This is a genomic window from Pseudovibrio sp. WM33 (genome assembly GCF_001623165.1).
In the GTDB taxonomy this organism is placed as follows: domain Bacteria; phylum Pseudomonadota; class Alphaproteobacteria; order Rhizobiales; family Stappiaceae; genus Pseudovibrio.
Map to the genome: position 1 here is coordinate 1 of NZ_LMCK01000077.1, position 23,521 is coordinate 23,521.

The window sequence follows — 23,521 nt, forward strand, 5'->3', positions numbered from 1 at the left end:
CTGGATAAGCCACTTTCTTTCCGGGAAACCGGCTATCGTGCCTTATAGGCAAAAGAGGCGACGTTGTTCATTAAAAGAAAGCCTGGGCAAGGCGTGTAGCTGATGCCGAAGAAACATTACTAATAAATAGCGCAGGTATTGCCTGCCGCCTTGCTCATCCCGAATATCGGGTTTCACATGAAAACACCGCCGGAAATCTCCAGCGGTGTTAAAACTGTTTGCGCTTTCAGTACTCAACTCAGTTTGAGCTGAGCTCTTTGTGCTTTTGCTTGAGAGCATAGAGCGCTTCCTGAGCCTGACGAGGTGTCATATCATCAGGATCAAAGGTCTCCAGAAGTTCAACAAGCTCATTGGAAACAAAGACTTCCTCTTGCTCTTCCGGCTCCGGAATGGTTTCCAGTGGTTGCGAGAAGGATGCAAAGAGCGGCAGATCATCCAAAAGCGTCTCAGTAGGCTTTTTGGTGTCTTGCTCTTCCAGCTGAGTCAGGATCTTTTGCGCGCGGCTGACAACAGTCTTCGGCAGACCAGCAAGTTTTGCAACCTGAATACCATAGGAACGATCAGCAGCGCCTTCGACGATTTCGTGAAGGAATACAACATCGCCTTTCCACTCTTTCACACGCACAGTCGCGTTGTTGAGACGCTCCAAGCGCTGCGAAAGTGCTGTGATTTCATGGTAATGCGTCGCAAACAGCGAGCGAGAGCGGTTGGTTTCGTGCAGATGCTCAATGGCAGCCCATGCGATGGAAAGACCGTCAAAAGTCGCCGTTCCGCGTCCGATTTCATCAAGAATAACCAGAGAGCGGGCCGTTGCCTGATTGAGAATAGCAGCCGTTTCCACCATCTCAACCATGAAGGTTGAACGGCCTCTGGCGAGGTCATCAGCCGCACCAACACGGGAGAACAAGCGATCCACGATGCCAATGTGGGCAGTCGTTGCAGGAACGAAACTACCCATTTGAGCGAGCACAGCGATCAATGCATTTTGGCGCAGGAAGGTTGATTTACCGGCCATGTTAGGACCAGTGATCAGCCAGATCTGGCCGTTTTCATAGCTTTCCTGCGGGCCGAGGTTGGCGTTGTTTGCCACAAATGGTTCGCCAGATTTGCGAAGAGCTTGCTCCACCACCGGGTGACGGCCACCTTCAATTGTGAAGGCGAGCGAACCATCAACGATTGGACGGATGTAGTTTTCCGCTTCCGCCAAAACCGCGAGAGAGGTTGAAACATCCAAAATTGCGAGAGCTTCAGCTGCTGCTTTGATCTGGCCACCGGCTTCAACAACAGCTTTGGTCAGCTCGCTGAAAATTTCCAGCTCAATCGCAAGGGCACGTTCACCTGCACTTGCGATTTTGCTTTCCAGATCAGCTAGTTCAGTGGTCGTGAAGCGCATGGCGCCAGCCATGGACTGACGATGGATAAAGCGGGCAGGATCATCCTTCATCGGATCACACTGCGCGGTCGGCGCTTCCATGAACCAGCCAAGCACATTGTTGTGCTTGATCTTCAGTGAGCGAATGCCAAGCTCTTCAGCCAGATCCGCCTGCATCTGTGCGATGACTTTTCGGCTTTGGTCACGAAGAGCTTTGAGCTCATCAAGGTCTGGATGATAGTTATGCGCAATGAAACCACCGTCTCGCTTGAGAAGCGGCGGCTCTTCCGCAATTGCGACGCTAAGCTTTTCACCCAGCGCATGCGGTGCTTGTTCCAGCTTTTGAACGGCAAAGCCAACTTCCTGAGGGAAGGCACCGCCAGAGGCCAGCAGACCTGCGATTTCTCGCGCAGACTTCATTGCAGACGCGATGGACTGCAAGTCACGCGGACCGCCGCGATCCACAGCAAGACGCGACAGTGCACGAGACATATCCGGCGCGGACTTCAGCAGCGAGCGAATATCCTCGCGTTGCATGGTGTCGGACGCAAAGAATGCAATGGTATCCTGACGATGGCGGATTTGTTCCGGATCCGTAAGGGGGCCTGAAAGACGACTAGCAAGCAGACGAGAACCAGCTCCGGTCACGGTTTTATCGATGGCAGACAGCAGGCTGCCACGACGCTCGCCGGAAAGGGTTCGGGTCAGCTCAAGGTTGGCGCGGGTTGCCGGATCAATCAGCAGTTGGCCAGCAGCGGCTTCTTTAACCGGCGGATCCAGAGGAGGGCGCTCGCCGAGCTGGGTTTTGTCGATGTAGGCCAGAATGCCGCTGGCTGCGATCAACTCAGCACGGGTGTAGTTGGCGAAACCGTCCAGTGTGCCCACGGAGAAGTAGGTGGATAGACGATCCTGAGCATTTGCGCCATCAAAGAACGTGCGGGGTACAGGAGAAAGGGCAGCGCCAAGTCCTTCGACTGTCGCTCGCAATTCGGTTTCCTGAAGAAGTGCGTCAGCAAGCACCAGTTCTGATGGATCAATGCGCGCCAAATCAGCAGCAAGGCGCACGTCATCACTTTCAGCCACACGGAACATACCCGTGGACATATCAATCCAGGCGAGGCCGTAGAGGTTTCCGTCAGCCGCACTTCCGCCTTTGACCCGCGCTAACGAGGCAAGGAAGTTGTTTCGTCTGGCATCCAGAAGGCGGTCTTCCGTGATGGTGCCGGGTGTCACCAAACGCACAACATTGCGGCGAACTACAGATTTGGAGCCACGTTTTTTGGCTTCTGCCGGGTTCTCAGTCTGCTCACAGACGGAAACACGATGACCAAGGCCGATCAGTTTTTGCAGATAATCATCAGCTGCATGCACGGGAACGCCGCACATGGGAATATCATCACCATTATGCTTGCCGCGTTTGGTGAGCGTAATTCCGAGAGATTGGGATGCAACTTCTGCATCTTCAAAAAACAGCTCGTAGAAATCACCCATTCGGTAGAACAGGAGACTGTCCGGATTTGCCGTCTTAATCTCAATATATTGCGCCATCATGGGTGTGACGCGGCCTTTTGCTGGGGAAGGCTTTTCAATATCTGCTGTAGTCATGGCGCAGACACTAGCAAATGGTTCTATGTGTTTCACCCGTGTCAGTTTAGTTCACAGCTTGAGAACGAGATTTTACGGGGATAATGTCGTCCAGTGATATTTGAAAAGAACACTGCGCTTGAGGGTGAGGAATTTTTCGCATGCCAACCACTGATAAAACAGCAAGCTCGCAGGTCAGCTTTACTGACCAAGACGCGTTAGCCTTCCATAACGAAGGCAAACCGGGCAAGCTTGAAATCTCGCCAACCAAGCCAATGGCCACTCAGCGCGACCTGAGCCTGGCCTATTCTCCTGGCGTTGCTGTTCCTGTGCTAGCAATTGCAGAAGACGCAAGCAAGGCTTACGACTACACCACCAAAGGCAACATGGTTGCGGTTATCTCCAACGGTACTGCAATTCTTGGCCTCGGAAACCTTGGCGCATTAGCTTCCAAGCCAGTGATGGAAGGCAAATCAGTTCTCTTCAAGCGCTTTGCTGATGTGGATTCCATTGACCTTGAAGTGGACACTTCCGACGTTGAGGAGTTCATCGACTCTGTAAAGCACCTCGGCCCTTCTTTCGGCGGTATCAACCTGGAAGATATCAAAGCACCGGATTGCTTTATCATCGAGCAGCGCCTTCGTGAGATCATGGATATTCCGGTGTTCCATGATGATCAGCACGGTACAGCTATTATCGCAGCAGCGGGCTTGATCAACGCGGTTCATATGACAGATCGCGACATCAAAGATGTGAAAGTGGTTTGTAATGGCGCGGGCGCGGCTGGCATTGCTTGTATCGAGCTTGTTAAAGCGATGGGTGTTCCGCATGAGAACGTCCTTCTCTGCGATACAAAAGGTGTGATTTATCAGGGGCGTGAAGCTGGGATGAACCAGTGGAAGAGTGCGCATGCTGTAAAGACTGACAAGCGCACTCTTGAGGACGCGCTGGATGGTGCTGATGTGTTCTTTGGTGTTTCCGTGAAGGGTGCTTTGACGCCTGACATGGTGAAGACCATGGCGCCGGACCCAATTATCTTTGCGATGGCGAATCCGGATCCTGAGATTACACCAGAAGAAGCCAAGGAAGTTCGTCCGGATGCGATTGTTGCAACAGGTCGTTCTGATTACCCAAACCAGGTGAACAACGTTCTCGGGTTCCCGTATATCTTCCGCGGTGCGCTGGACGTTCATGCAACAACCATCAATGACGAGATGAAAGTTGCGTGCGCTCGAGCGCTTGCAGAGCTGGCTCGTGAAGATGTTCCTGATGAAGTGGCAGCAGCTTATCGTGGCAGCCGTCCTCGTTTCGGTCCCGAATACATCATTCCGGTTCCGTTTGATCCTCGTCTGATTTCCCGTATTCCTCAAGCAGTTGCACAGGCTGCGATGGACAGCGGTGTGGCACGTCGCCCAATCGTGGACATGGATGCGTATGTTGCGCAGCTGCAGGGTCGCCGTGATCCGATTGCCGGCACTTTGCAGCGGATCATCTCCAAAGTGCGTCAAAACCCGAAGCGCATTGTGTTTGCGGAAGGGGAAGAGCCAGCGGTTATTCGCGCAGCTTCCGCCTTTGTTGCGCAAGGATTGGGCGAAGCGATCCTTGTTGGCCGTGAAGATGAGATCCGCGCCAATGCGACATCTGCCGGTATTGATGTAAACCGCCCGGGCATTCGCCTTGAAAGTGCGCGTTCATCCACCCGCAATGCGGATTACGCGGAATATCTGTACTCTCGCTTGCAACGTAAGGGCTATCTGCAACGTGATTGTCAGCGTCTCGTCAACAATGACCGTAACTACTGGGCGTCCATTATGGTTGCGCGCGGTGATGCTGATGGCGTTGTAACGGGAACAACACGAAACTATTCCGTTGCACTGGAAACCGTCAGCCGCTGCATCGATACCAAACCGGGGCACCGTGTGATTGGCGTTTCGCTTGTGGTGACACCCGGCAAAACAGTTCTTGTGGCCGATACGGCAGTTCATGACATGCCGACCTCAGAGGAACTGGCGGATATTGCGGAAGAAGCAGCGCATGTTGCCCGCCGTCTTGGTTCTGAACCACGCGTTGCTATGCTGGCGTACTCCACGTTTGGTCACCCGAAAGGTGAGCGAACTGAACGGCTTCAGGAAGCCGTCAAGATCCTTGATCGTCGCCGTGTGGACTTTGAGTATGATGGTGAGATGGGTGCAGATATTGCACTTAACATGGAGAAGATGGCGGCTTATCCGTTCTGCCGTCTGAATGGACCTGCAAACGTGCTTATTATGCCTGCGTTCCACTCCGCTTCCATCGCGACAAAATTGTTGGAAGAGCTTGGCGGATCAACGCTTATTGGCCCACTACTGGTTGGCATGGACAAGCCGGTTCAGATTGTACCGATGGGTGCTAAGGATAGTGAGATCTTCAATATGGCAGCCATTGCGGCTTACAACATCACCTAGGCCTGACGGAATTGTGAGACCAAGAAAAGCGTCGCTTCTGCGGCGCTTTTTTATTCCCTAAGCGTCTGATGGAACTACATTTCTATTTGGCAGAAATTATATTAATTACAGATCTCTCAAAAATAGCAGCATAGCCTCAAACCTCTCTTCACCTTGCCACCTAAATGCATGCGAATTGGGTACGTGTTTGTAGATATTGTTGGACCCGACATTGATAGCCTTAAGGGCTTGGGAAAGTTGGGAGTCGATCTATGGTTAAGGGTACGCTCGAAGTTACTGAGTACCAATGGGCGCAGAAGGTTTATAAGCAAAACTCATGGCCGTTTGATGCATATGACGGCGACCCAACACCTGCCTCGATTGCAGCTCATTGCAAAAATCGTGCTGCCCAATACAAAGCAAAACTCAAGAGCTACAAGGCGCTAAAATCCACTCTCCAAACAGATGCTCAGACGCTAACGTTTGATAGTCTTTGCGAGCAAACTCAAAGCCGCATGAAGAATGCAGACTATCTATTGCAAACTGGCGATTTTCTTGATGCGGATAGCACACTGGATGACATCGCAGCACTCGTTGATGGTGTCGGAATTTTAGTAGGGAAGAGTCGGGCTTCCGAGCCGCAGAAAAATGGCATCGATGGCAAGCAAACCGCTGAAAGCACAGCACCGCACGTTGATCCACTTAAAGCTCTGCAACAACGTGCAACAGAATTTTCAGCAAAGTTGAAAGGATACAAGGCGGAGCGGAAAATACTCGTTTCAAAAGATCAAAAAACCTTGTTCGATCAACTCTTCAAGCAAGCAGCTTCAACAATGACATACATCACCAACCTAGTAAAAAGCGGAGATACGGCGGGCGCTGATCAGAGGCTTTTTGATGCGGAAGCGCAATTACAAGGCGTCCAGCAAGTACTTGAAATGCAGAAGCAGATTGTTCGCGAAACTGAAAATATTAAAACGGCTATTAAAGACGCTAATACCCGTCTTTCGGAAGCCAAGGGGCTGCGCAAAACCATTAAATCCCCACAGGAGCAAAAAGCGTTCTCGGATTCTTCAAAGCAAGCAAAAGAGCAGATTAAGCAGATTGAGGGCTTGCTTAAACGACATGAACTTCATTCCTGTCAGGCAGAATTGAAAGTCCTTAGTAATCTGGTTGAGAAAGCAGAGAGCTACATCAAGTTTGTGCCAGCTGATCCAAGCTTTAGCATTCAACTGAAGTCGATACGTTTTGAAATTCAAGCCTACTACCAGCAGGCAAATGAAGTTCCTGACAAAGCTCTTAAACGGGATTTTGAAAAGAACTATCAAGTTGCTATCAGCTTGCTAGCCGAGACAGAGGATCTCATTGAAGGTCATGGTCGTTCCTCTGAAGAAGCTATTGCAGCCAATTTAGCGACGCTTAAGAACTTAACTGAAGCATTGATAGATTGCGTGGTCTTCGCAAAGGAAGCTGCAACACAACAAGCAACTAATCAACCGACAGGAAGACGGTCGCGGCCAAACTCCGCTTCGAAGAATGCAGCTCAAAATGTGCTGAATAAAGCTCTTTCTGACTGCATGAGATCTTTGGATGAGGCTCAAGCAAACCTCAATGAAATTTTGAAGGCAGGGGCTGAGATTAAAGATGTTGCTCTTGCCAACAGCTTTGCTCAGTACAGCAGTGCAGCTCAAGCTTACATCACCGAAGGGCTACAGTATGTAGCGGATAGAAAACTACAGGAGGCACGGGGCAAACTCACTACTTGTGAGGATGCAATCAATTCAATGATTGCATTTCTGGAGTCTGCGCATTCAGCACCTGAAAACCAAGATGGGGTTTCTTCGGATCATCAGGAAGAACTAAAGATCGTTGAACCAGGGCCTGAAACTTTGCAATCCACTGAAGATGAGCAGAGAGCCGCCTTGGCAGATTGCAAGAGGCAGCTGGATCAACTTGCCGCCCGCCGAGCGAGTGCAGCGGCACAGAACCCTCAATTTCAGCAGGAGTTTCAGCATGATGAATTCCTGACATTCAAAGTTATTTCTGATGAGTTTGAGAGTCAGATTGATGCACTAATTGCCAGCGGCAATGCAGCGGACGCAAAAACACGACTGCAGGATTTTGAGAATGTCGTCCAAAATTTAGAAGATTGCGTTCAAAATGCTCTCTCATCCACTCCTCAGCCTGAAGAGGAGCAAGGAGGGCAATCAGAACCTGATCCAGTTCTAGAAGCTTCGTTAAACACTTGTCAGAGCCAGCTACAAAAACTTGTTGGGCGTTACGACAAGGCCATGGCAGGAAACCCTCAGCTTCCTGATCAATCTCTTCAAAATACGTTCCTGACCTACCAAATGGTATGGGAACAGCTCAGTAGCCAAACAGAACATTTAATACAAGAAAACCGTCTCAAGGACGCTGAAAGCAGGCTATCTGAGCTGGAAAGCTTAATCGCCAACATTGAGGATTATGCAAAGCAGAGAGCACAACCAGACAAACAGACCCGTGCTCCTGAGGTTATGCAAGTTAGCAAATCGCACGAAGACTATCTGAAGCAATATAAATCTTTGGACGCCAGCAAGAGTGTTTTCTTGCGACAAGAACTACTGATCACAGACCCTATTCTGCAGACTGAGTTTCAAACTATTAAGATTCTGTTTGAACTCGCAATGCCTGAAGCAAAAAGATGCATTAATGCCAATCAGTTGGATGGGCTATCAGTTGTAATGGCGTCTCTTGAGGAACACCGAGATCAGTTAAATAACATTCTCAATCGTGCAAGAGCGCAAAACGCCGAAGAACTTGCTAAACGCAAACAAGGGCAAGAAGCAGCCAAACAGGCCCGACTTGATGCCGCCCCCACAGTTTCTTTGAAAGACGCAGAGAAGTTCGTCTCCAACCTTTCGGCAATGCGCAAGTATGTGAAAGATCCAGCAAAGTTGAAGATCTTCGATGAGCAAGCAAGCTTTGTAAGGCTCGCGATTGCGCAGCTGAAAGAAATGGCACAAATGGGCCAGACCGGCCAGATTGACGAGATCCTGAAAACACTGGGCCGTGCAAAGGCAGAATTGCAAATGCTTGCAGATGAAAAACGCCAGATTCAGGTCAAATACACCAACCGTGCACCGGGCGTCCGCAATAATGTAGATGCTCGTAAGAAACCGAGTGGCGAAGATCCACAGTTCTTCTGCGAGGTTCAGGAAGGGCAGTTCTGTTTGAAGCATGCCATTAATGCCTGCCTCGGGTTCCAAGCAACGGACAAAAATGACTTGTTGGATGCGAGCCTCGTCAACCATTTGAAAGCGTATGAAAGCAAGACCGATGAAGAGTTCATTCGGTACGCTTCAGGTGTTCTTAAACGTGACGTAAAAACTTTGCAGAGAGAACACAGGAAGAATCCGAAAAAGCTCGCTCGTGAGGTAGCGACAGAAGAATATAAGAAACTTTACAAGACTGATCCGCTTCAGGATATCAGCAACAAAGGCAGCATTGCAGATGTGGGGCTTGAGTTGTTGAAAGCGCAGCAGCAAAAGCTCGGCCTGCCGGATCCGCAAATTACCTATATTGAGCACACGAAGACACCTGCGGAAGAGGATATTGCCCGCGAGTTGCTTAGCCATGTGGTCAACTCAGGTGAAGATCGGTTCGTGATTAATATCGGCGGACATTATGTAGCGTTCCGTCAAGTGGAAGAAGGGGATTGGTATTTGGTGAATAGCACCAGCTCCGCAGCAACGAAGATGGATCCGGTTGAGTACTGCCTAAACCATATCAAGTCTTCTAGAACACGCTTGCCAGTAATTCATTTTGAAAAACAGGTAGCGCTGTAATTCTGGTAGCTTAAGGAGTGAACAGTCCAATGCATTGCATTCTACGGTTCACTCCATCACTTAGACGCGTTGCATGTAGCCTTTGTGGACCCAGCCGATTTGTTCGGAGGTTTGGGCGTCGCGGATGCCGAGCCAGTTGCCTTTGCAGTCGGCGATGTTGATTGCTTGATTGGGAATGACGCGGCCAATGACGTTGTAATTGGTTCCGGGGCCGGTACGAAGGTTAAGCACACCTGACTTCAATGGCTTAACTGCATAAGTGCCTGCACATGCCTGATCAAACCCGATGGGCACTTTTGGTTGGTGCTGGTAGACTGTCTGTGCTGGGGAGCTGCTTGCAAAAGCAACGAGTGCTCCACATATACCAAGGGTCATCAGATGACCGCGATAAACTCCAGATTTTCTCATTGGTCCCGTCCAGTTCAGGTTCCATAAATGACCAGAACAGGGTGACAAACCCCGATAATTTTGGTCTAACGGTCATTCTGGTATTGCTTGAACACGGTGCAAATATGGTCTCTTCCGCTATGATAAAAATCTGCGGCATCTCTACGAAGGAAACTGCGGACGCGGTTACGAAAGAACAAGTCGATATGATCGGATTTGTCTTTTTTCCGAAAAGTCCGCGCTATGTTTCCATGGCTAAAGCCAAAGAGCTGGCAGACCACGTGCGCGGTAAGACGCAAATTGTTGCACTTACTGTGAACATGGATGATGCAGGCCTGAAGGAAATTGTCGACACCATCTCACCAGATGTTTTGCAGCTGCACGGGAGTGAAACCCCTGAGCGCTGCTCTGAAATTCGTGAGAGTTTTGGCGTTCCTGTGATGAAAGCCTGCGGGATTTCCTCTGCAGAAGACGTGGAGGCACTTACGCCCTATATTCCGCACGTAGACAGATTTCTTCTAGATGCAAAACCACCAAAAAATTCCGACATTCCGGGAGGAAATGGTGTCAGCTTTGACTGGAAACTGCTACAAGGCCTAGAACTTGGAAAGCCTATCATGCTTTCTGGCGGCTTAAGCCCTGATAACGTCCGCGAAGCTTTGGCAATCTCCGGAGTGAGTGATGTCGATGTTTCATCCGGCGTCGAACGCGAGAAGGGCGTTAAAGACATCGAGTTGATTGAGGCTTTTGTGCGTGAAGCGCGCAGCGTTGCCGAGTGAATTTGGGAAGAATTAATGAACCAGCAAGCCAACACATTGCGTTCCGGTCCGGATGATCGCGGCCACTTTGGTGATTTTGGGGGTCGTTTCGTAGCTGAAACGCTCATGCCTTTGATCCTGGATCTGGAAAAGGCTTACAGTGACGCAAAGGCTGACCCAGCATATGCGGCAGAGCTGGAAAACCTGAACACCCACTATACTGGTCGCCCATCTGCGCTTTATTTCGCTGAACGCCTGACAGAAGAGCTGGGCGGCGCGAAGATTTACTTTAAGCGCGATGAGCTGAACCACACAGGGTCCCACAAGATCAACAACTGTATTGGTCAGATCCTGCTGGCTAAACGTATGGGTAAAACCCGTATCATTGCGGAAACCGGTGCTGGTCAACATGGTGTTGCGACCGCAACAGTTTGTGCGCGCTTTGGTTTGCCATGCGTTGTTTACATGGGTGCAACTGACGTTGAGCGTCAGAAACCAAACGTGTTCCGCATGAAGCTTCTGGGGGCTGAAATTGTTCCCGTTACTGCGGGTGCTGGTACGCTCAAGGACGCGATGAATGAAGCGCTGCGTGACTGGGTAACCAACGTGGATGACACGTATTACCTGATCGGTACAGCTGCTGGCCCGCATCCTTATCCAGAGATGGTTCGTGATTTCCAGTCTGTGATTGGGGAAGAGACCAAAGAACAGCTGATGAAAGCAGAAGGCAAATTGCCAGATGCTCTCGTTGCTGCAGTTGGTGGTGGCTCTAATGCGATTGGTCTATTCCACCCGTTCCTTGATGATCCATCCGTTGAGATTTACGGCGTTGAAGCTGGTGGTAAAGGCCTTCAGGGTGAAGAGCACTGTGCCTCGCTGAACGCAGGTAAGCCGGGTGTACTGCATGGTAACCGCACCTATCTGCTGCAGGATGATGACGGACAGATCCTTGAAGGACATTCCGTGTCAGCAGGTCTGGATTATCCTGGTATCGGCCCTGAGCACTCCTGGCTGAAGGATACAGGCCGTGTGAACTACGTGCCTGCGACCGATGAGGAAGCTCTGGATGCATTCCAGATGCTGACCCGCGTTGAAGGTATCATTCCAGCTCTGGAGCCAAGCCATGCGCTTGCTCAGGTGATCAAGATGGCGCCTAAGATGGACAAAGACAAAGTGATCGTCATGAACCTTTGTGGTCGTGGTGACAAGGACGTCTTTACAGTTGGCAAGATCCTTGGATTTGACCTGTAAGTCATTTGATTTTCAAATGAAAAAGGCGAGCCTTGTGCTCGCCTTTTTTGTTGCCTGAGATTGAATCGGACGTGAAACGATTAGCCCGTGGCAGCAATACCATCCAGAACGCCGGAAACGCCAGCTTCCCAGCCCAAAATGGCGCGCTTACGAGTGATGCCCCAATGGTAACCACACATATTGCCCTTTGCCCCGAGGACGCGGTGACACGGAACGACGAAGGACAGCGGGTTCTTTCCAACGGCTGTTCCAACAGCACGAGAGGCTTTGGGATTGCCGAGGTTATTCGCGATCTCCGAATATGTGGTAGCCTTGCCTAAAGGAATTTTCAGAAGTGTTTGCCAAACGCGGATCTCAAAGTCCGTACCAATGAAGACAACACGAAGCGGCTGATCTTCCTTCCATTTATTTGGTTCGAAGATGCGGGAGACGTAAGGAGCGGTGAGTTGCTGGTTCTCTTCAAACTCAGCAGCTGGCCAGCGTTCGCTCATGTCAGTAAGTGCTTTTACCTCTTCGCCGGCATCGGCAAAAGCAAGACCTGCCAGACCACGCTCTGTTACCATCAACAGGACGATCCCAAACGGGCAGGGATGGAAGCCCCAACTGATTTTTACGCCTGCACCACGCCGTTTGTAGTCGCCGGGCGTCATCGCCTCATGGGTTACAAACAAGTCGTGCAAACGGGCAGGGCCTGAGAGGCCAACTTCGAGCGAGGCTTCCAGAATACTAGCGGAATCTTGTAAAAGAGCGCGTGCGTGATCGATGGTGATGGCTTGCAAGAATTGCTTGGGTGTAATGCCTGCCCATCTTGAAAACACCCGTTGAAGCTGAATTGGCTGAAGGCCAACGCTGTAGGCAAGCTCTTCAAGGGAGGGTTGTTCCCTCCAATTCTCGGAGATGCCTTGAAGGGTTTTCTGGACGACACGATAGTCCTCAAGAGCAGAACTGTCTTCTACAAACGTGCCATTTGCGAGATTGGCTGCATTAAACATCTTGATTCACGGCTCTTAGATTTCGTTTCTCATTAGGTGAAATCTAGATGATCCTCAGCCTGAGAGCCACCCGAAACGCGAGTACATGGGAACAGAGTATTTCAGGCTCAGGCGTGATCAAACCCACGATTGCGCGCGGAGTGGATTGCCTGAGAAAACGCAGAGGCGAAGCTTGTCCGGTCATCCGGGTTCAAAAACGCTCCAACAATGAGGAAAAGTTGATCAGAACGCACCAAAATGCGCGTAACTCCAACATCATCATCCCGTTCGATATGGAGTTTCATGTGAAACGGATTGAGCACATACTCCTGCACGTCGCCTTTGTACGTGACGTGTTTCAATCTGACCTCAAGCGGGGAAACGCTGATTTCCTCATAGGTTTCAGCCGTCGCAAAGTTGTGCCTGAACGCGAGCCAGAGAAAGAGGACAGGTAATGATAGGAGGATCGGTGCGGGCCATAATCCCATCAGAACAAGCACGAGCGAATAAAAGCCAGCAATCAAGCCAGCGCACCAAAGAACGATGTTCACGCCCCGGCGGGACAGTGAGCGGTGCGGGGTTAGAACAGCCTGAAAGAAAGGGGGATAAGGCTCCCGCTTTTGAAGATCATGGGGCATTGGTGCTATTTCGCACTCTGTTTCATTGCTACTCTTTATCGTTTAAGAGTATAGAGCTTTCATAGCCTACGCAAAGTCACTTATTTCCTTCGAGAGTCCTATGGTTGACGCTACCAAAACAAAGAAGGTTGCATCTTCTTCCAGTACACGCAAAAAGCCAGTTTCCAGATCAAGGTATTCTAAAGCCGAGATCTACGAAATCTTTGCGGCATTTGAAAAAGACAATCCTGAACCGGAAGGGGAACTTAATCATTCCAACGAGTTCACACTGCTGGTTGCTGTTGTGCTTTCCGCTCAAGCAACAGATGCCGGAGTGAACAAAGCGACAAAACATCTCTTCCAGATTGCAGATATGCCAGAGAAAATGGTTGCTCTTGGAGAAGATAAGATCCGTGAAGAGATCCGCACAATCGGGCTCTATAAAAACAAAGCAAAGAACACGTTTTTGCTCTCTCAAATGCTGATTGAGCATCATGGTGGGCAGGTTCCGCAAACCCGTGAGGAGCTGGAAGCTTTGCCGGGTGTTGGCCGTAAAACAGCTAATGTGGTGCTGAATATTGCTTTTGGGCAGCCTACGATTGCGGTAGACACGCATCTCTTCAGGATTGCAAACAGGTTAGGGCTTGCCCCCGGCAAAACACCGCTGGATGTAGAGTTGAAACTGGAAAAGATAATTCCGCAAGACTTTATGCAGCACGCACACCACTGGCTGATCCTACATGGCCGTTACATCTGTAAGGCGCGCAAGCCGGCGTGCGATCGCTGCATCATCTATGATCTTTGCAAAAGCAAAGAGAAAATCTTGAAGGAAGTTGCCTAAGTAAAAGCAGAGGCTCTTAATGCATCTGCTTTTTACGGAGACGAACAACCACTTCCACGCGGGAAATTTCCATTCCTTCAGGTGGGACTGGCAAGTTGTCTAGTGTCAGGCCACTGTCTGGAATATCGATTACACGGTTCTCATCTTCCAGGAAGAAATGGTGATGCTCAGAAGTGTTGGTGTCGAAGTAAGTCTTTGTTCCTTCAACAGCAACTTCACGCAGCAAACCAACCTCAGTGAACTGATGAAGTGTGTTGTAAACTGTCGCCAGAGAGACGGGCACATTCGCTAGGATAGCTTCTTCGTGAAGGACTTCCGCCGAGATGTGGCGATTACCCTGAGAATAAAGAAGCTCAGCCAGTGCCACGCGCTGACGTGTAGGGCGCAGACCTGCGTCTCTTAGCATCCCTGTTACATCTTGATGTTCGTTAGCAATCTGCGAGCTCATTTTTTCCTACTTTAGTTCTTTAGGGTGCTGATGTTTTAACACCTACGCACCAATTCTACCAGCATTAGATTAAAAGCAACCTATTGACCTGCACCCAAGCACTCTCAATATAAGGGAGCATAACCCTTGATACATCAAGCTAAAACCAAGCAGGATTAATCGGACTGCTTATAACAATAATAAGAATAGTATAAGTTTAACACAACTGCGTACATTGAGCACACGCAAACTCACATACATCGCTCTTTCGATATTCGGGCTCGTGTGCTAGGAAGGCCCGAACAGTTAATACTTAGAACCATCGTTACGTTTAGGTAAGGTGAACCCTACGTTTTTCTGGCCTCAAACAAACGACAAATTATGCGGGAATAGAATGCACGAGAAGCGTTCAAGCTACGATAAAGAAGCTCTGCTGGCCTGTGGTCGCGGTGAGCTGTTTGGCCAAGGCAATGCACAGCTGCCACTTCCTCCTATGCTGATGTTTGATCGCGTCACCGAAATTTCTGAGGAAGGCGGCGAGTACGGCAAAGGCGTAATTCGTTCTGAATTCGACATTAATCCAGATCTCTGGTTCTTCGAATGTCACTTCCAGGGCGATCCTGTTATGCCTGGCTGTCTTGGTTTGGACGCTCTGTGGCAGATGACTGGCTTCTATCTTGGCTGGCTCGGCGAGCCAGGTCGTGGTCGTGCACTTTCTACCGGTGAAGTTAAATTCACAGGTCAGGTTACTCCTGACGTAAAAATGCTGGAATTCGGTGTTGATATGAAGCGCGTTATGCGCTCCCGCCTGAAACTGGCAATTGCTGATGGCTGGGTAAAAGCTGACGGCGAGACTATTTTTGTTGCGAAAGACCTACGTGTTGGTCTGTTTCAAGACGAAGCAAAATAAGTAATCAAATTATGCGAGGGTTTGTCATGTGGAATGACGAACCCTTTTTTGGAATTGGGTCCGATTGGACCGCTTAACCCACGGGAGACCTTAGATGAGGCGTGTGGTTGTTACTGGTATGGGTATTGTTTCTCCTCTTGGCAACAATGCTGAAGAAGTGAAAGCAAGCCTTTACGAAGGTAAGTCCGGTATTGTTGCAGCTGAAGACTACGAGAAGCTCGGCTTCCGTTGTCAGGTTCATGGCGCACCTACCTTGGATCCATTGGAAAAACTTGGCCGTCGTACCTCTCGCTTTATGGGTGAAGGCGCTGCATGGAACTACATTGCCATGGAGCAGGCCATCGAAGATGCTGGTCTTTCCGAAGATCTGGTTACCAATGACCGCACTGGCCTGATCATGGGTTCTGGTGGCCCGTCCACCAAAGCGATCGTTGAAGCTGCGGATATCACCCGTGAAAAAGGCCCACGCCGTATCGGGCCGACCGCTGTTCCGAAGGCAATGAGCTCTACGAACTCTGCTACGCTTGCAACGCCATTTAAAATTCACGGCGTCAACTACTCCATTTCCGCAGCTTGTGCGACAACCAATATCTGTATTGGTAATGCCTATGAGCTGATCCAATGGGGTAAACAAGACGTGGTATTTGCTGGCGGTGGCGAAGAACTGGACTGGACACTCTCCAACCTGTTTGATGCTATGGGCGCAATGTCATCCAAGTACAACGACACTCCGTCTACGGCTTCCCGTCCATATGACAAGAACCGTGATGGCTTTGTTATTGCTGGTGGTGGCGGTGTGCTGGTTCTTGAAGAACTTGAGCATGCAAAAGCACGCGGTGCAAAAATCTATGCGGAAATCGTGGGTTACGGTCAGACTTCTGATGGTCACGACATGGTTGCACCAAGTGGTGAAGGCGCTGCTCGCTGCATGAAGATTGCGCTTAAAGACGTTGATTGTGACATTGACTACATCAATCCACATGCAACCTCTACACCTGTTGGTGACATCAAAGAGATTGAAGCGATCCGCGCCGTGTTCGGTGACAAGGTTCCGCCAATTTCTGCGACTAAAGCGCTTTCTGGTCACTCTTTGGGTGCTGCCGGCGTTCATGAAGCGATCTACTCTTTGCTTATGATGGAAGGCAACTTCATTGCGGCTTCTGCTCATATTGAAGAATTGGATCCGGATTTTGAGGATATGCCAATCGTAAGAGAACGCGTAGATAATGCAGAATTGAATTGCGTTCTTTCAAACGGCTTTGGATTTGGCGGCACCAACGCGACCGTCGTGTTTAAGCGATACAAAGACTGAGTTTGAGGTTCTGAGCTTGCTCAGCTCCTTTAACTTTTGATTAAAGGAGTTTTCTATGAGCAAGCTTATGCAAGGCAAGCGTGGTCTGATTATGGGCGTTGCCAATGACCACAGCATTGCCTGGAGCATAGCCAAAACTCTTGCAGAACAGGGTGCAGAAATGGCGTTTACCTATCAAGGTGACGCCTTCGCCCGACGCGTAAAACCACTGGCAGACAGTGTTAGATGCGATATGCTTCTTCCATGTGATGTGGAAGACATTGATAGCGTGGACAAGGTTTTCGCTCAGCTCCAAGAAAAATGGGGGAGCATTGATTTCCTCGTGCACGCGATCGCGTTTTCAGACAAGTCTGAACTGCGTGGCCGTTATGCAGACACTTCCCGTGATAATTTTGCCCGCACTATGCAGATCTCCTGTTTCTCCTTCACAGAGATTGCAAAGCGAGCGGCTGACTTGATGCCGAACGGTGGTTCCATTCTGACGTTGACGTATGGTGGCGCGACCAGCGTGATGCCAAACTATAACGTCATGGGCGTTGCCAAGGCCGCATTGGAGGCATCTGTGCGCTATCTTGCTATGGACTTTGGCGAGCAGGGCATCCGCGTGAATGCTATATCTGCAGGGCCTGTTCGCACGCTGGCTGGGGCAGGTATTTCTGATGCGCGTTTGATGTTCAACTTCCAGCAGGCAAACTCTCCGCTGAAGCAGACTGTTACAACCGAACAGCTTGGTGGTTCTGGTCTCTACCTTCTCTCAGAGTTGTCTGGTGGAGTGACAGGTGAGGTTCACTTTGTGGATTCTGGTTACAACATCGTTTCTATGCCACGCATGAAAGAGTTGAAGACTGCCGACAAGCTGATGCGAGAAAAGGAAACTGTCTAGATTTCTTTGATTGTTCAGGTGAATAGCAAAAAGCCTCCAAGTTTCCTCAGAGGCTTTTCGTTAAACTGTTGTTGGAACTGAGATCAATTATTGATTGTCTCGTTTTTATAAACGCCAAACAATCTGCTCTGATCAATCCAACCTTCAAAATCTTTGCCGGAAACGCGGCAGTAACCATCCGTGCACTCAACAACACCAGCAAGAACCAAAGGCTCAAGAAACGCGATGATCTCTTCATTCGGGCCAGGCCGCTTGCGGAGAGGGGTGGTTTCAACGGTATTTCCCAGCCAAGGCGTTACCAGTGCAGAGCGGTAGCCAGTCAGCAAGGTTTTGAAAACCCAGCCGTCTTTGCCTTCCCAATCGCGAATGCGGCGCCAGTCGTCATATTCCTGAATGACTTCAACCGGCAGCCTGCTGCGAACGAAAGTCCAACCAATGTCGTGGTTTCTGCTTGGACCTTTGCGAACGTTCACTCTATCAGATTTAAGGCTGACAAAACGTGGAACTGGGAGACCTGATACACCAGAACCCGCAGATTGGGCCTGAGCGGTGATTACGAATGGGGAAACAAAAAGGAATAATAGAAAAGCAGCTGCAAGGGCACTAAGAGTACGAAAGCTTTTATTTTTCATAGTGATACCAAAACTTCCCGTAGGCTAATCCGTAATTTTCACTAAAATCGAGACACAAGTATCATACCTTAGATCTCGCGATTTCCGATAGTGGCTGCTATTAGATGTAGACGTGTTTGACAAGTCTTGTTTTCACCGGAACATTTGGTAATGAAACTTTGACAGCCTGTAAGACCTTTGAGTCATTGACTCATATGGTGATTAGGGCAGGGTTAAAAAACTTCGAATTTTTGACAGAAGGCGGGGACGATGCCAAAAAAGAAGCCTATTGTGGTTGTGACGCGGAAACTGCCGGATGTTGTTGAAACACGCATGCGCGAGCTTTTCGACACACGCTTGAATGAGCAAGATAAGCCGTTCACACAGGCAGAGCTTGTGGAAGCCGTCAAAATTGCTGATGTTCTTGTCCCCACTGTTACAGACCGCATTGACGCTTCGGTTTTGGCTCAGGCTGGCCCTAATCTGAAAATGATTGCCAACTTTGGTAACGGCGTCGACAATATCGACGTTATCTCTGCCAACAATCGCGGTATTGCAGTTACCAATACTGCTGGTGTGATGACTGAAGACACCGCAGACATGACCATGGCGCTCATTCTCGCTGTTCCACGTCGCCTTTCTGAAGGCATGAAGAAGATTGAGAACAAGGAATGGGACGGCTGGTCTCCAACCTGGATGCTTGGTCGCCGTATCTGGGGCAAACGTCTCGGTATCATTGGCATGGGCAGGATCGGTCAGGCGGTCGCCAGACGCGCAAAAGCGTTTGGTATGTCTATCCATTACCACAATCGAATTCGCGAGCCTCTGGAGCTTGAAGAGCAGCTGGAAGCTACTTTCTGGGAGAGCCTGGATCAGATGCTTGCGCGCATGGATGTCGTCTCCATCCATTGTCCGCATACGCCGGGTACCTACCACTTGCTTTCCGCACGCCGTTTGAAGCTGATGAAGCCTGATGCGTACATCGTGAACACCGCTCGTGGTGAGATTGTGGATGAAAATGCGCTGATCCGTCAGATTGAATCAGGTGAGCTTGCAGGTGCAGCGCTGGACGTGTTTGAGCATGAGCCTGCGATCAACCCGAAACTTGTGGCATCCGACAAGGTGGTTGTGTTGCCTCACATGGGTTCGGCAACAATCGAAGGGCGTATTGATATGGGTGAGAAGGTCATCATCAATATCAAAGCCTTTATGGACGGGCATCGTCCACCAGATCGCGTTTTGCCATCTATGCTCTGATAACAGTTTGAAGCGCTTCAGAAATCTGGAGCGCTTTTTGTTTGGAACCTACTTCAGATACTTGTTCCAGGCAGGGTCAGATTTCATTCCAGCAAGGAATTTGGCGTGTGCCTCAATTTCTTCCTCTGACAGGGAAGGGGAGAGAGGGTTTGGACGTTGCTTGGCTGCGACGCGCTTTTTCGGCTCATCATTGAGTTTATCCAGATCGATCGCTTCATCGTCTGGCATCAGGCCGAGATTTTTTTGCTTACCGCCGTTCATCTCCAGATAAACTTCAGCCAGCAGTTCCGCATCGAGCAACGCGCCGTGGTATACGCGCTTTGTGTTATCCACGCTGTAGCGCGAACACAAAGCATCCAGCGATACTGATCCGGTCGGGAACTTTCTGCGTGCGAGCTTTAGAGTATCCAGCACCTGCGTATTTGGGATTTTTGGTTTATTACAACGCCCAAGCTCCATGTTGATGAAGCCCATATCGAATGGAGCGTTGTGAATAACCAGACGTGAATCTCCAACAAAATCAAGAAATTCGTCAGCTACATCGACAAACAGCGGTTTGTCGGAGAGGAACTCAGCAGAGAGGCCGTGAATACGGAACGCTTCTTCTGGCATATCTCGTTGCGGGTTGACGTAAAGATGGCAGGTCCGGCCTGTCGGAATGAAATTTATGAGTTCCACTCCGCCGATTTCAACCAGCCTATCCCCATCAAGCGGATTCAAGCCTGTGGTTTCAGTATCGAAGGAGATTTCGCGCATAATTACACCGTTCTAGAAGCGATAGAAGACACAGCGCGCATAATGGCACCCACTGCACGACGGGCCGGCTCAACGCCTCGGCCAGTGTCGACAATAAAATGCGCTTTTTTGCGTTTTTCTGCGTCGTTTAACTGTTTTGCGTAGATAGCCTCAAATTTCTCTTCTGTCATGTCTGGTCTTTCAAGAACACGCTGACGCTGCACATCATATGGTGCAGAAACCACGACGACTGCATCAACAGCCTTGTGTTTGCCGACCTCGAAGAGGAGAGGGACGTCGAGAACAACGACCTTACGACGATCTAGTTTTGCTTGATGCAGAAACTCAGTTTCAACTTCCTGAACGAGCGGGTGGATGAGGCTTTCCAGAAGCATCATCTTTGCTTTGTCGTGAAGGACGATTTTACCGAGGGCTTCGCGGTCAATCCGTCCATCTTTAGCAGTACCGGGAAAGGCGCTGCCAACAGGTTCAACAGCTTTGCCAGTGTAAAGCGCATGGACGGCAGCATCTGCGTCATAAACAGCAGCTCCAGCCTCTGCAAAGAGCTTTGAGGTGGTTGATTTCCCCATTCCAATCGAGCCAGTCAGACCGAGAATAACCATTCAGGTAAGTCCCATTTCTCTCAGGATCATCTCACGAAGCTCGTCGGTGACTTCCGGACGAACTCCAAACCATTTTTCAAAACCCGGTACAGCTTGGTGAAGTAGCATTCCCAGACCATCAACCGTCGAATTGCCACGCTGAGCAGCATTGCGAAGCAGTTTGGTTTGTAACGGAGAGTAAACTATATCCGTCACAACTGCTGATTTCGACAGGTTATCAAGATCAATGTTTAATTCTGGTTGTCCAGACATACCAAGAGAGGTCGTGTTGACCAGAAAATCCGCTTCTCCAAGCTTTTCCCCCAGACTATCCCATTCAATTGCGATGGTATTTGGGCCAAAATGATCTGCAAGTTTCTGCGCTTTTTCTAGTGTTCTGTTGGCGATACACACTTCTGTGTATCCTCTGGACAGCAACGCCCAAATAATCGCCCGAGAGGCGCCACCAGCCCCCAGAACAACGGCCTTATTCCCGTTGTTATCCCAGTTGGGCAGCATTTGGTCGAGATTTCCTAGAAAGCCAAGACCGTCGGTGTTTGAGCCATTCAAAACACCTGCGTCATCCAACCAAAGCGTGTTTACAGCCCCAATCATTTTGGCTGCATCATCCAACTTCTCAGCAGATTTATACGCATGCTCTTTGTTTGGAATTGTCACGTTACAGCCAACAAGCCCATGCTCAGCCAATGCGCTGTAAAAGCTTTCGGCAGTCTCAGGAGGTACATCCTGTGCAATGTAGCTGCCTTCTATGCCATGCTGTTTGAGCCAATAACCATGTATCAGAGGGGATTTTGAGTGACCAATAGGATGTCCTGTGACAGCTGCGTTCCTCATTTCTTCAAAACCTCAATCTCGCGCAAGAAAGAGAGGAGGCTCAGGAGAGGTAGGCCCAACACTGTGAAGTAATCGCCCTCAATCTTATCAAAGAGCTGCACGCCTTCAGCTTCCAATTGATACGCACCGACGCTGGAGAGAATTTCGGATCCGGTTCGCTCAATGTACCAATCCAGAAAATCTTCTGATAACTCACGCACATTGAGAATTGCCGTCGAAATACCTTCCCAGACAACTTCACCGTCTTTAACAACACATGCCGCAGAATGAAGCGCGTGACTTTTGCCAGAAAAGCTCATGATTTGCTTGCGGGCTGCGTTCAGATCTTCTGGCTTAACGAGACGCTTTCCTTCGAATGCCAGGATCTGATCAGCGCCAACGACGTAAGCACCATGATTTCGGGCGGAAACTTCTTTCGCTTTCGCAACGGATAATTTAGCTGCAATCACTTCTGGATCCACACCAGTGGAAAGCAATGGCTCTTCTATCTGTCGTTCATCAACATTTGCTGGAATACGATCAAAAATTAAGCCTGCATTTTCTAAGAGAGTCGCGCGAATTTTACTTCCGCTCGCTAAAATCAGTCGAGTCATACTCTGCTTTCTCAATCTGAGGATTTCTTGTGCCGTTTATTGGGATAAAGCGCGATGCTTCTCAATATTCTTCTGTCTCTTTTTGCTCATTTTTATGTTTTCGGAGCAAATCCATGATCTCGGCTGCTGTTTCTTCGATAGAGCGACGCGTTACATCGATGAGCGGCCAACCATTTTCAGCGCACAACCGTTTCGACATCGCAATCTCCTGAGCTATTGATTTGCGATCAACGTAGGTGTCGTTGTCTGTTTTGGCATCCAGCGACAAAATGCGGTTCTGGCGGATATCCCGAATACGTTCGGCCGTGGCCATCAGACCGACCACGAGAGGTCTTTTGGCTTTCAGGAGCTGACGGGGAGGGCGCATATTGGGAATGAGCGGGATGTTAGCCGCCTTAATTCCTCTATTTGCCAGATAGATAGAGGTTGGCGTCTTAGAGGTTCGGCTAATGCCGACGAGAATAACGTCTGCTTCGTCCAAAGCCCCTGCGATTTGGCCGTCATCATGCAACATGGTGTAGTTCATCGCTTCCATGCGCTGGAAGTATTCCTCATCCATCACGTGCTGTCCGCCCACACGCCACGTTTCTGTGACGTTCAGATAGCTATGGAAGACCTGATAGACAGGCTTGAGAACATTAACGCATGGCAGCCCCAAATCCTGGCATTTACGCTCTAGACGGCGGGCATAGGATTGTTCCACAAGGGTGTAGAGAACAATTCCTGGTGCAGATTCAATCTCTTCCAGGACTCTACTCAACTGTTTGTCATGCCGGATCAGCGGGTAAACATGCTCGATGGGCTGAATATTCTCATATTGCGCAGTCGCAGCACGCACAATTGTCATCAAAGTTTCGCCTGTTGAGTCCGAAACCATGTGTAAATGGAAGTAGTTAGAGTGGTTACCCAAGGTATCATCCTCAACATTCCTAAGAGACTTGGAAAAACTAGCCAAATCTCACTGTGCTTTCAAATTAATGCCCGCTGACCCTAATCCGTCAACAATTCCATATTTTGAGAATACTGATTTCGAAACGACTTGGATAAACGGGATTGCACATTGCCCACGCAAAAGATTCACAGCACAGCATACGGGATAAACTGTGATCTGTGGTTATTTTCCAGATTGTAACCTATTGAATCTTTAGAAAAAACAATTTGTTTTCGACTCCTGTTGAGAGTCTTGCTTGTTTTTGATCTGTGACTTTTCCTATTAGGGTTTTCTCAGTTAGGAATTGTGGAATTAAATTGATCCCTGCTATTCACTCACTAATAGAAATAGAAACTTCCAAATAAGAAGATTCT

At 49.5% G+C, this 23,521-nt stretch carries 20 protein-coding genes; 9 read left to right on the forward strand and 11 right to left on the reverse strand.

Translation table 11 applies throughout. The annotated features are described in order from the left end of the window. Positions 1-238 precede the first annotated feature (238 nt). Positions 239-2,977, reverse strand: coding sequence for a DNA mismatch repair protein MutS (gene mutS / locus PsWM33_RS13120; RefSeq protein WP_063300543.1), 2,739 nt, complete (start codon positions 2,975-2,977; stop codon positions 239-241). A gap of 140 nt (positions 2,978-3,117) precedes the next feature. Between mutS and PsWM33_RS13125 the strand changes: the two genes are divergently transcribed. Together PsWM33_RS13125 and PsWM33_RS13130 are read left to right on the forward strand one after the other, a co-directional pair. Further along, entirely contained in the window at positions 3,118-5,400 is a 2,283-nt protein-coding gene (locus tag PsWM33_RS13125; RefSeq protein ID WP_063300544.1) for an NADP-dependent malic enzyme, read from the forward strand. A gap of 251 nt (positions 5,401-5,651) precedes the next feature. Further along, complete coding sequence (locus PsWM33_RS13130) at positions 5,652-9,206, forward strand: hypothetical protein (RefSeq protein WP_063300545.1); 3,555 nt, start codon at positions 5,652-5,654, stop codon at positions 9,204-9,206. A gap of 60 nt (positions 9,207-9,266) precedes the next feature. On the opposite strand, the gene PsWM33_RS13135 is transcribed toward PsWM33_RS13130, so the two are convergent. Continuing rightward, positions 9,267-9,614: an SH3 domain-containing protein gene (locus tag PsWM33_RS13135; protein ID WP_208994551.1), complete on the reverse strand. Its 348-nt coding sequence runs from the start codon at positions 9,612-9,614 to the stop codon at positions 9,267-9,269. 41 nt (positions 9,615-9,655) lie between these two features. Here PsWM33_RS13135 and PsWM33_RS13140 point away from each other — a divergent pair, with 41 nt between their 5' ends. After that, entirely contained in the window at positions 9,656-10,372 is a 717-nt protein-coding gene (locus PsWM33_RS13140; protein ID WP_063300546.1) for a phosphoribosylanthranilate isomerase, read from the forward strand. Between the two features lie 15 nt (positions 10,373-10,387). After that, entirely contained in the window at positions 10,388-11,602 is a 1,215-nt protein-coding gene (gene trpB / locus PsWM33_RS13145) for a tryptophan synthase subunit beta (RefSeq protein WP_057463198.1), read from the forward strand. Positions 11,603-11,682: 80 nt separating this feature from the next. Here trpB and PsWM33_RS13150 read toward each other — a convergent pair whose 3' ends face one another. Together PsWM33_RS13150 and PsWM33_RS13155 are read right to left on the reverse strand one after the other, a co-directional pair. After that, a complete protein-coding gene (locus PsWM33_RS13150) occupies positions 11,683-12,594 on the reverse strand; it encodes a methylated-DNA--[protein]-cysteine S-methyltransferase (RefSeq protein WP_063300547.1) in 912 nt (303 codons plus the stop codon). A gap of 107 nt (positions 12,595-12,701) precedes the next feature. Continuing rightward, entirely contained in the window at positions 12,702-13,211 is a 510-nt protein-coding gene (locus PsWM33_RS13155; RefSeq protein WP_208980764.1) for a DUF2244 domain-containing protein, read from the reverse strand. 100 nt (positions 13,212-13,311) lie between these two features. Between PsWM33_RS13155 and nth the strand changes: the two genes are divergently transcribed. Further along, complete coding sequence (nth, locus tag PsWM33_RS13160; RefSeq protein ID WP_063300548.1) at positions 13,312-14,031, forward strand: endonuclease III; 720 nt, start codon at positions 13,312-13,314, stop codon at positions 14,029-14,031. 16 nt (positions 14,032-14,047) lie between these two features. On the opposite strand, the gene irrA is transcribed toward nth, so the two are convergent. Then, entirely contained in the window at positions 14,048-14,479 is a 432-nt protein-coding gene (irrA, locus tag PsWM33_RS13165; RefSeq protein ID WP_057463201.1) for an iron response transcriptional regulator IrrA, read from the reverse strand. Positions 14,480-14,852: 373 nt separating this feature from the next. Between irrA and fabA the strand changes: the two genes are divergently transcribed. From fabA to fabI, 3 genes are all read left to right on the forward strand, one after another. Then, a complete protein-coding gene (fabA, locus tag PsWM33_RS13170) occupies positions 14,853-15,368 on the forward strand; it encodes a 3-hydroxyacyl-[acyl-carrier-protein] dehydratase FabA (RefSeq protein ID WP_057463202.1) in 516 nt (171 codons plus the stop codon). 94 nt (positions 15,369-15,462) lie between these two features. Next, a complete protein-coding gene (gene fabB / locus PsWM33_RS13175) occupies positions 15,463-16,680 on the forward strand; it encodes a beta-ketoacyl-ACP synthase I (protein WP_063286233.1) in 1,218 nt (405 codons plus the stop codon). A gap of 55 nt (positions 16,681-16,735) precedes the next feature. Further along, positions 16,736-17,563, forward strand: a complete 828-nt coding sequence (gene fabI / locus PsWM33_RS13180) for an enoyl-ACP reductase FabI (RefSeq protein WP_063300549.1) — start codon at positions 16,736-16,738, stop codon at positions 17,561-17,563. Positions 17,564-17,646: 83 nt separating this feature from the next. On the opposite strand, the gene PsWM33_RS13185 is transcribed toward fabI, so the two are convergent. Next, positions 17,647-18,195 carry an SH3 domain-containing protein gene (locus tag PsWM33_RS13185; protein WP_063294639.1) on the reverse strand — a complete coding sequence of 183 codons (549 nt, stop codon included), beginning with the start codon at positions 18,193-18,195 and terminating at the stop codon, positions 17,647-17,649. A gap of 249 nt (positions 18,196-18,444) precedes the next feature. Here PsWM33_RS13185 and PsWM33_RS13190 point away from each other — a divergent pair, with 249 nt between their 5' ends. Continuing rightward, positions 18,445-19,431, forward strand: a complete 987-nt coding sequence (locus tag PsWM33_RS13190) for a 2-hydroxyacid dehydrogenase (protein ID WP_057463206.1) — start codon at positions 18,445-18,447, stop codon at positions 19,429-19,431. A gap of 48 nt (positions 19,432-19,479) precedes the next feature. Here PsWM33_RS13190 and dnaQ read toward each other — a convergent pair whose 3' ends face one another. The 5 genes from dnaQ to PsWM33_RS13215 form a co-directional block, all read right to left on the reverse strand. Continuing rightward, on the reverse strand, positions 19,480-20,187 hold the full coding sequence (gene dnaQ / locus PsWM33_RS13195) for a DNA polymerase III subunit epsilon (RefSeq protein WP_063300550.1): 708 nt from the start codon (positions 20,185-20,187) through the stop codon (positions 19,480-19,482). Between the two features lie 2 nt (positions 20,188-20,189). Continuing rightward, entirely contained in the window at positions 20,190-20,789 is a 600-nt protein-coding gene (gene coaE / locus PsWM33_RS13200; RefSeq protein WP_063300551.1) for a dephospho-CoA kinase, read from the reverse strand. After that, the gene (locus PsWM33_RS13205; protein WP_063300552.1) at positions 20,790-21,623 is read right to left on the reverse strand and encodes a shikimate dehydrogenase; all 834 of its coding nucleotides are present in this window, start codon (positions 21,621-21,623) and stop codon (positions 20,790-20,792) included. It lies immediately after the preceding gene. Further along, complete coding sequence (locus tag PsWM33_RS13210; protein ID WP_063300553.1) at positions 21,620-22,216, reverse strand: Maf family protein; 597 nt, start codon at positions 22,214-22,216, stop codon at positions 21,620-21,622. Before PsWM33_RS13210 ends, PsWM33_RS13205 begins: the two co-directional genes overlap by 4 nt. Before the next feature lie 61 nt (positions 22,217-22,277). Continuing rightward, positions 22,278-23,126 (reverse strand): pyruvate, water dikinase regulatory protein, encoded by an 849-nt coding sequence (locus tag PsWM33_RS13215; protein WP_082596851.1) that lies wholly within the window; start codon positions 23,124-23,126, stop codon positions 22,278-22,280. Between the last annotated feature and the right edge of the window lie 395 nt (positions 23,127-23,521).

What these genes read in the sequence shown, in the direction of transcription:
- mutS (WP_063300543.1), bottom strand. Translation starts at nt 2,977, where the DNA reads ATGACTACAGCAGATATTGAAAAGCCTTCCCCAGCAAAAGGCCGCGTC.
- PsWM33_RS13125 (WP_063300544.1), top strand. Translation starts at nt 3,118, where the DNA reads ATGCCAACCACTGATAAAACAGCAAGCTCGCAGGTCAGCTTTACTGAC.
- PsWM33_RS13130 (WP_063300545.1), top strand. Translation starts at nt 5,652, where the DNA reads ATGGTTAAGGGTACGCTCGAAGTTACTGAGTACCAATGGGCGCAGAAG.
- PsWM33_RS13135 (WP_208994551.1), bottom strand. Translation starts at nt 9,614, where the DNA reads ATGAGAAAATCTGGAGTTTATCGCGGTCATCTGATGACCCTTGGTATA.
- trpB (WP_057463198.1), top strand. Translation starts at nt 10,388, where the DNA reads ATGAACCAGCAAGCCAACACATTGCGTTCCGGTCCGGATGATCGCGGC.
- PsWM33_RS13150 (WP_063300547.1), bottom strand. Translation starts at nt 12,594, where the DNA reads ATGTTTAATGCAGCCAATCTCGCAAATGGCACGTTTGTAGAAGACAGT.
- PsWM33_RS13155 (WP_208980764.1), bottom strand. Translation starts at nt 13,211, where the DNA reads ATGCCCCATGATCTTCAAAAGCGGGAGCCTTATCCCCCTTTCTTTCAG.
- nth (WP_063300548.1), top strand. Translation starts at nt 13,312, where the DNA reads ATGGTTGACGCTACCAAAACAAAGAAGGTTGCATCTTCTTCCAGTACA.
- irrA (WP_057463201.1), bottom strand. Translation starts at nt 14,479, where the DNA reads ATGAGCTCGCAGATTGCTAACGAACATCAAGATGTAACAGGGATGCTA.
- fabA (WP_057463202.1), top strand. Translation starts at nt 14,853, where the DNA reads ATGCACGAGAAGCGTTCAAGCTACGATAAAGAAGCTCTGCTGGCCTGT.
- fabB (WP_063286233.1), top strand. Translation starts at nt 15,463, where the DNA reads ATGAGGCGTGTGGTTGTTACTGGTATGGGTATTGTTTCTCCTCTTGGC.
- fabI (WP_063300549.1), top strand. Translation starts at nt 16,736, where the DNA reads ATGAGCAAGCTTATGCAAGGCAAGCGTGGTCTGATTATGGGCGTTGCC.
- PsWM33_RS13185 (WP_063294639.1), bottom strand. Translation starts at nt 18,195, where the DNA reads ATGAAAAATAAAAGCTTTCGTACTCTTAGTGCCCTTGCAGCTGCTTTT.
- PsWM33_RS13190 (WP_057463206.1), top strand. Translation starts at nt 18,445, where the DNA reads ATGCCAAAAAAGAAGCCTATTGTGGTTGTGACGCGGAAACTGCCGGAT.
- dnaQ (WP_063300550.1), bottom strand. Translation starts at nt 20,187, where the DNA reads ATGCGCGAAATCTCCTTCGATACTGAAACCACAGGCTTGAATCCGCTT.
- coaE (WP_063300551.1), bottom strand. Translation starts at nt 20,789, where the DNA reads ATGGTTATTCTCGGTCTGACTGGCTCGATTGGAATGGGGAAATCAACC.
- PsWM33_RS13205 (WP_063300552.1), bottom strand. Translation starts at nt 21,623, where the DNA reads ATGAGGAACGCAGCTGTCACAGGACATCCTATTGGTCACTCAAAATCC.
- PsWM33_RS13210 (WP_063300553.1), bottom strand. Translation starts at nt 22,216, where the DNA reads ATGACTCGACTGATTTTAGCGAGCGGAAGTAAAATTCGCGCGACTCTC.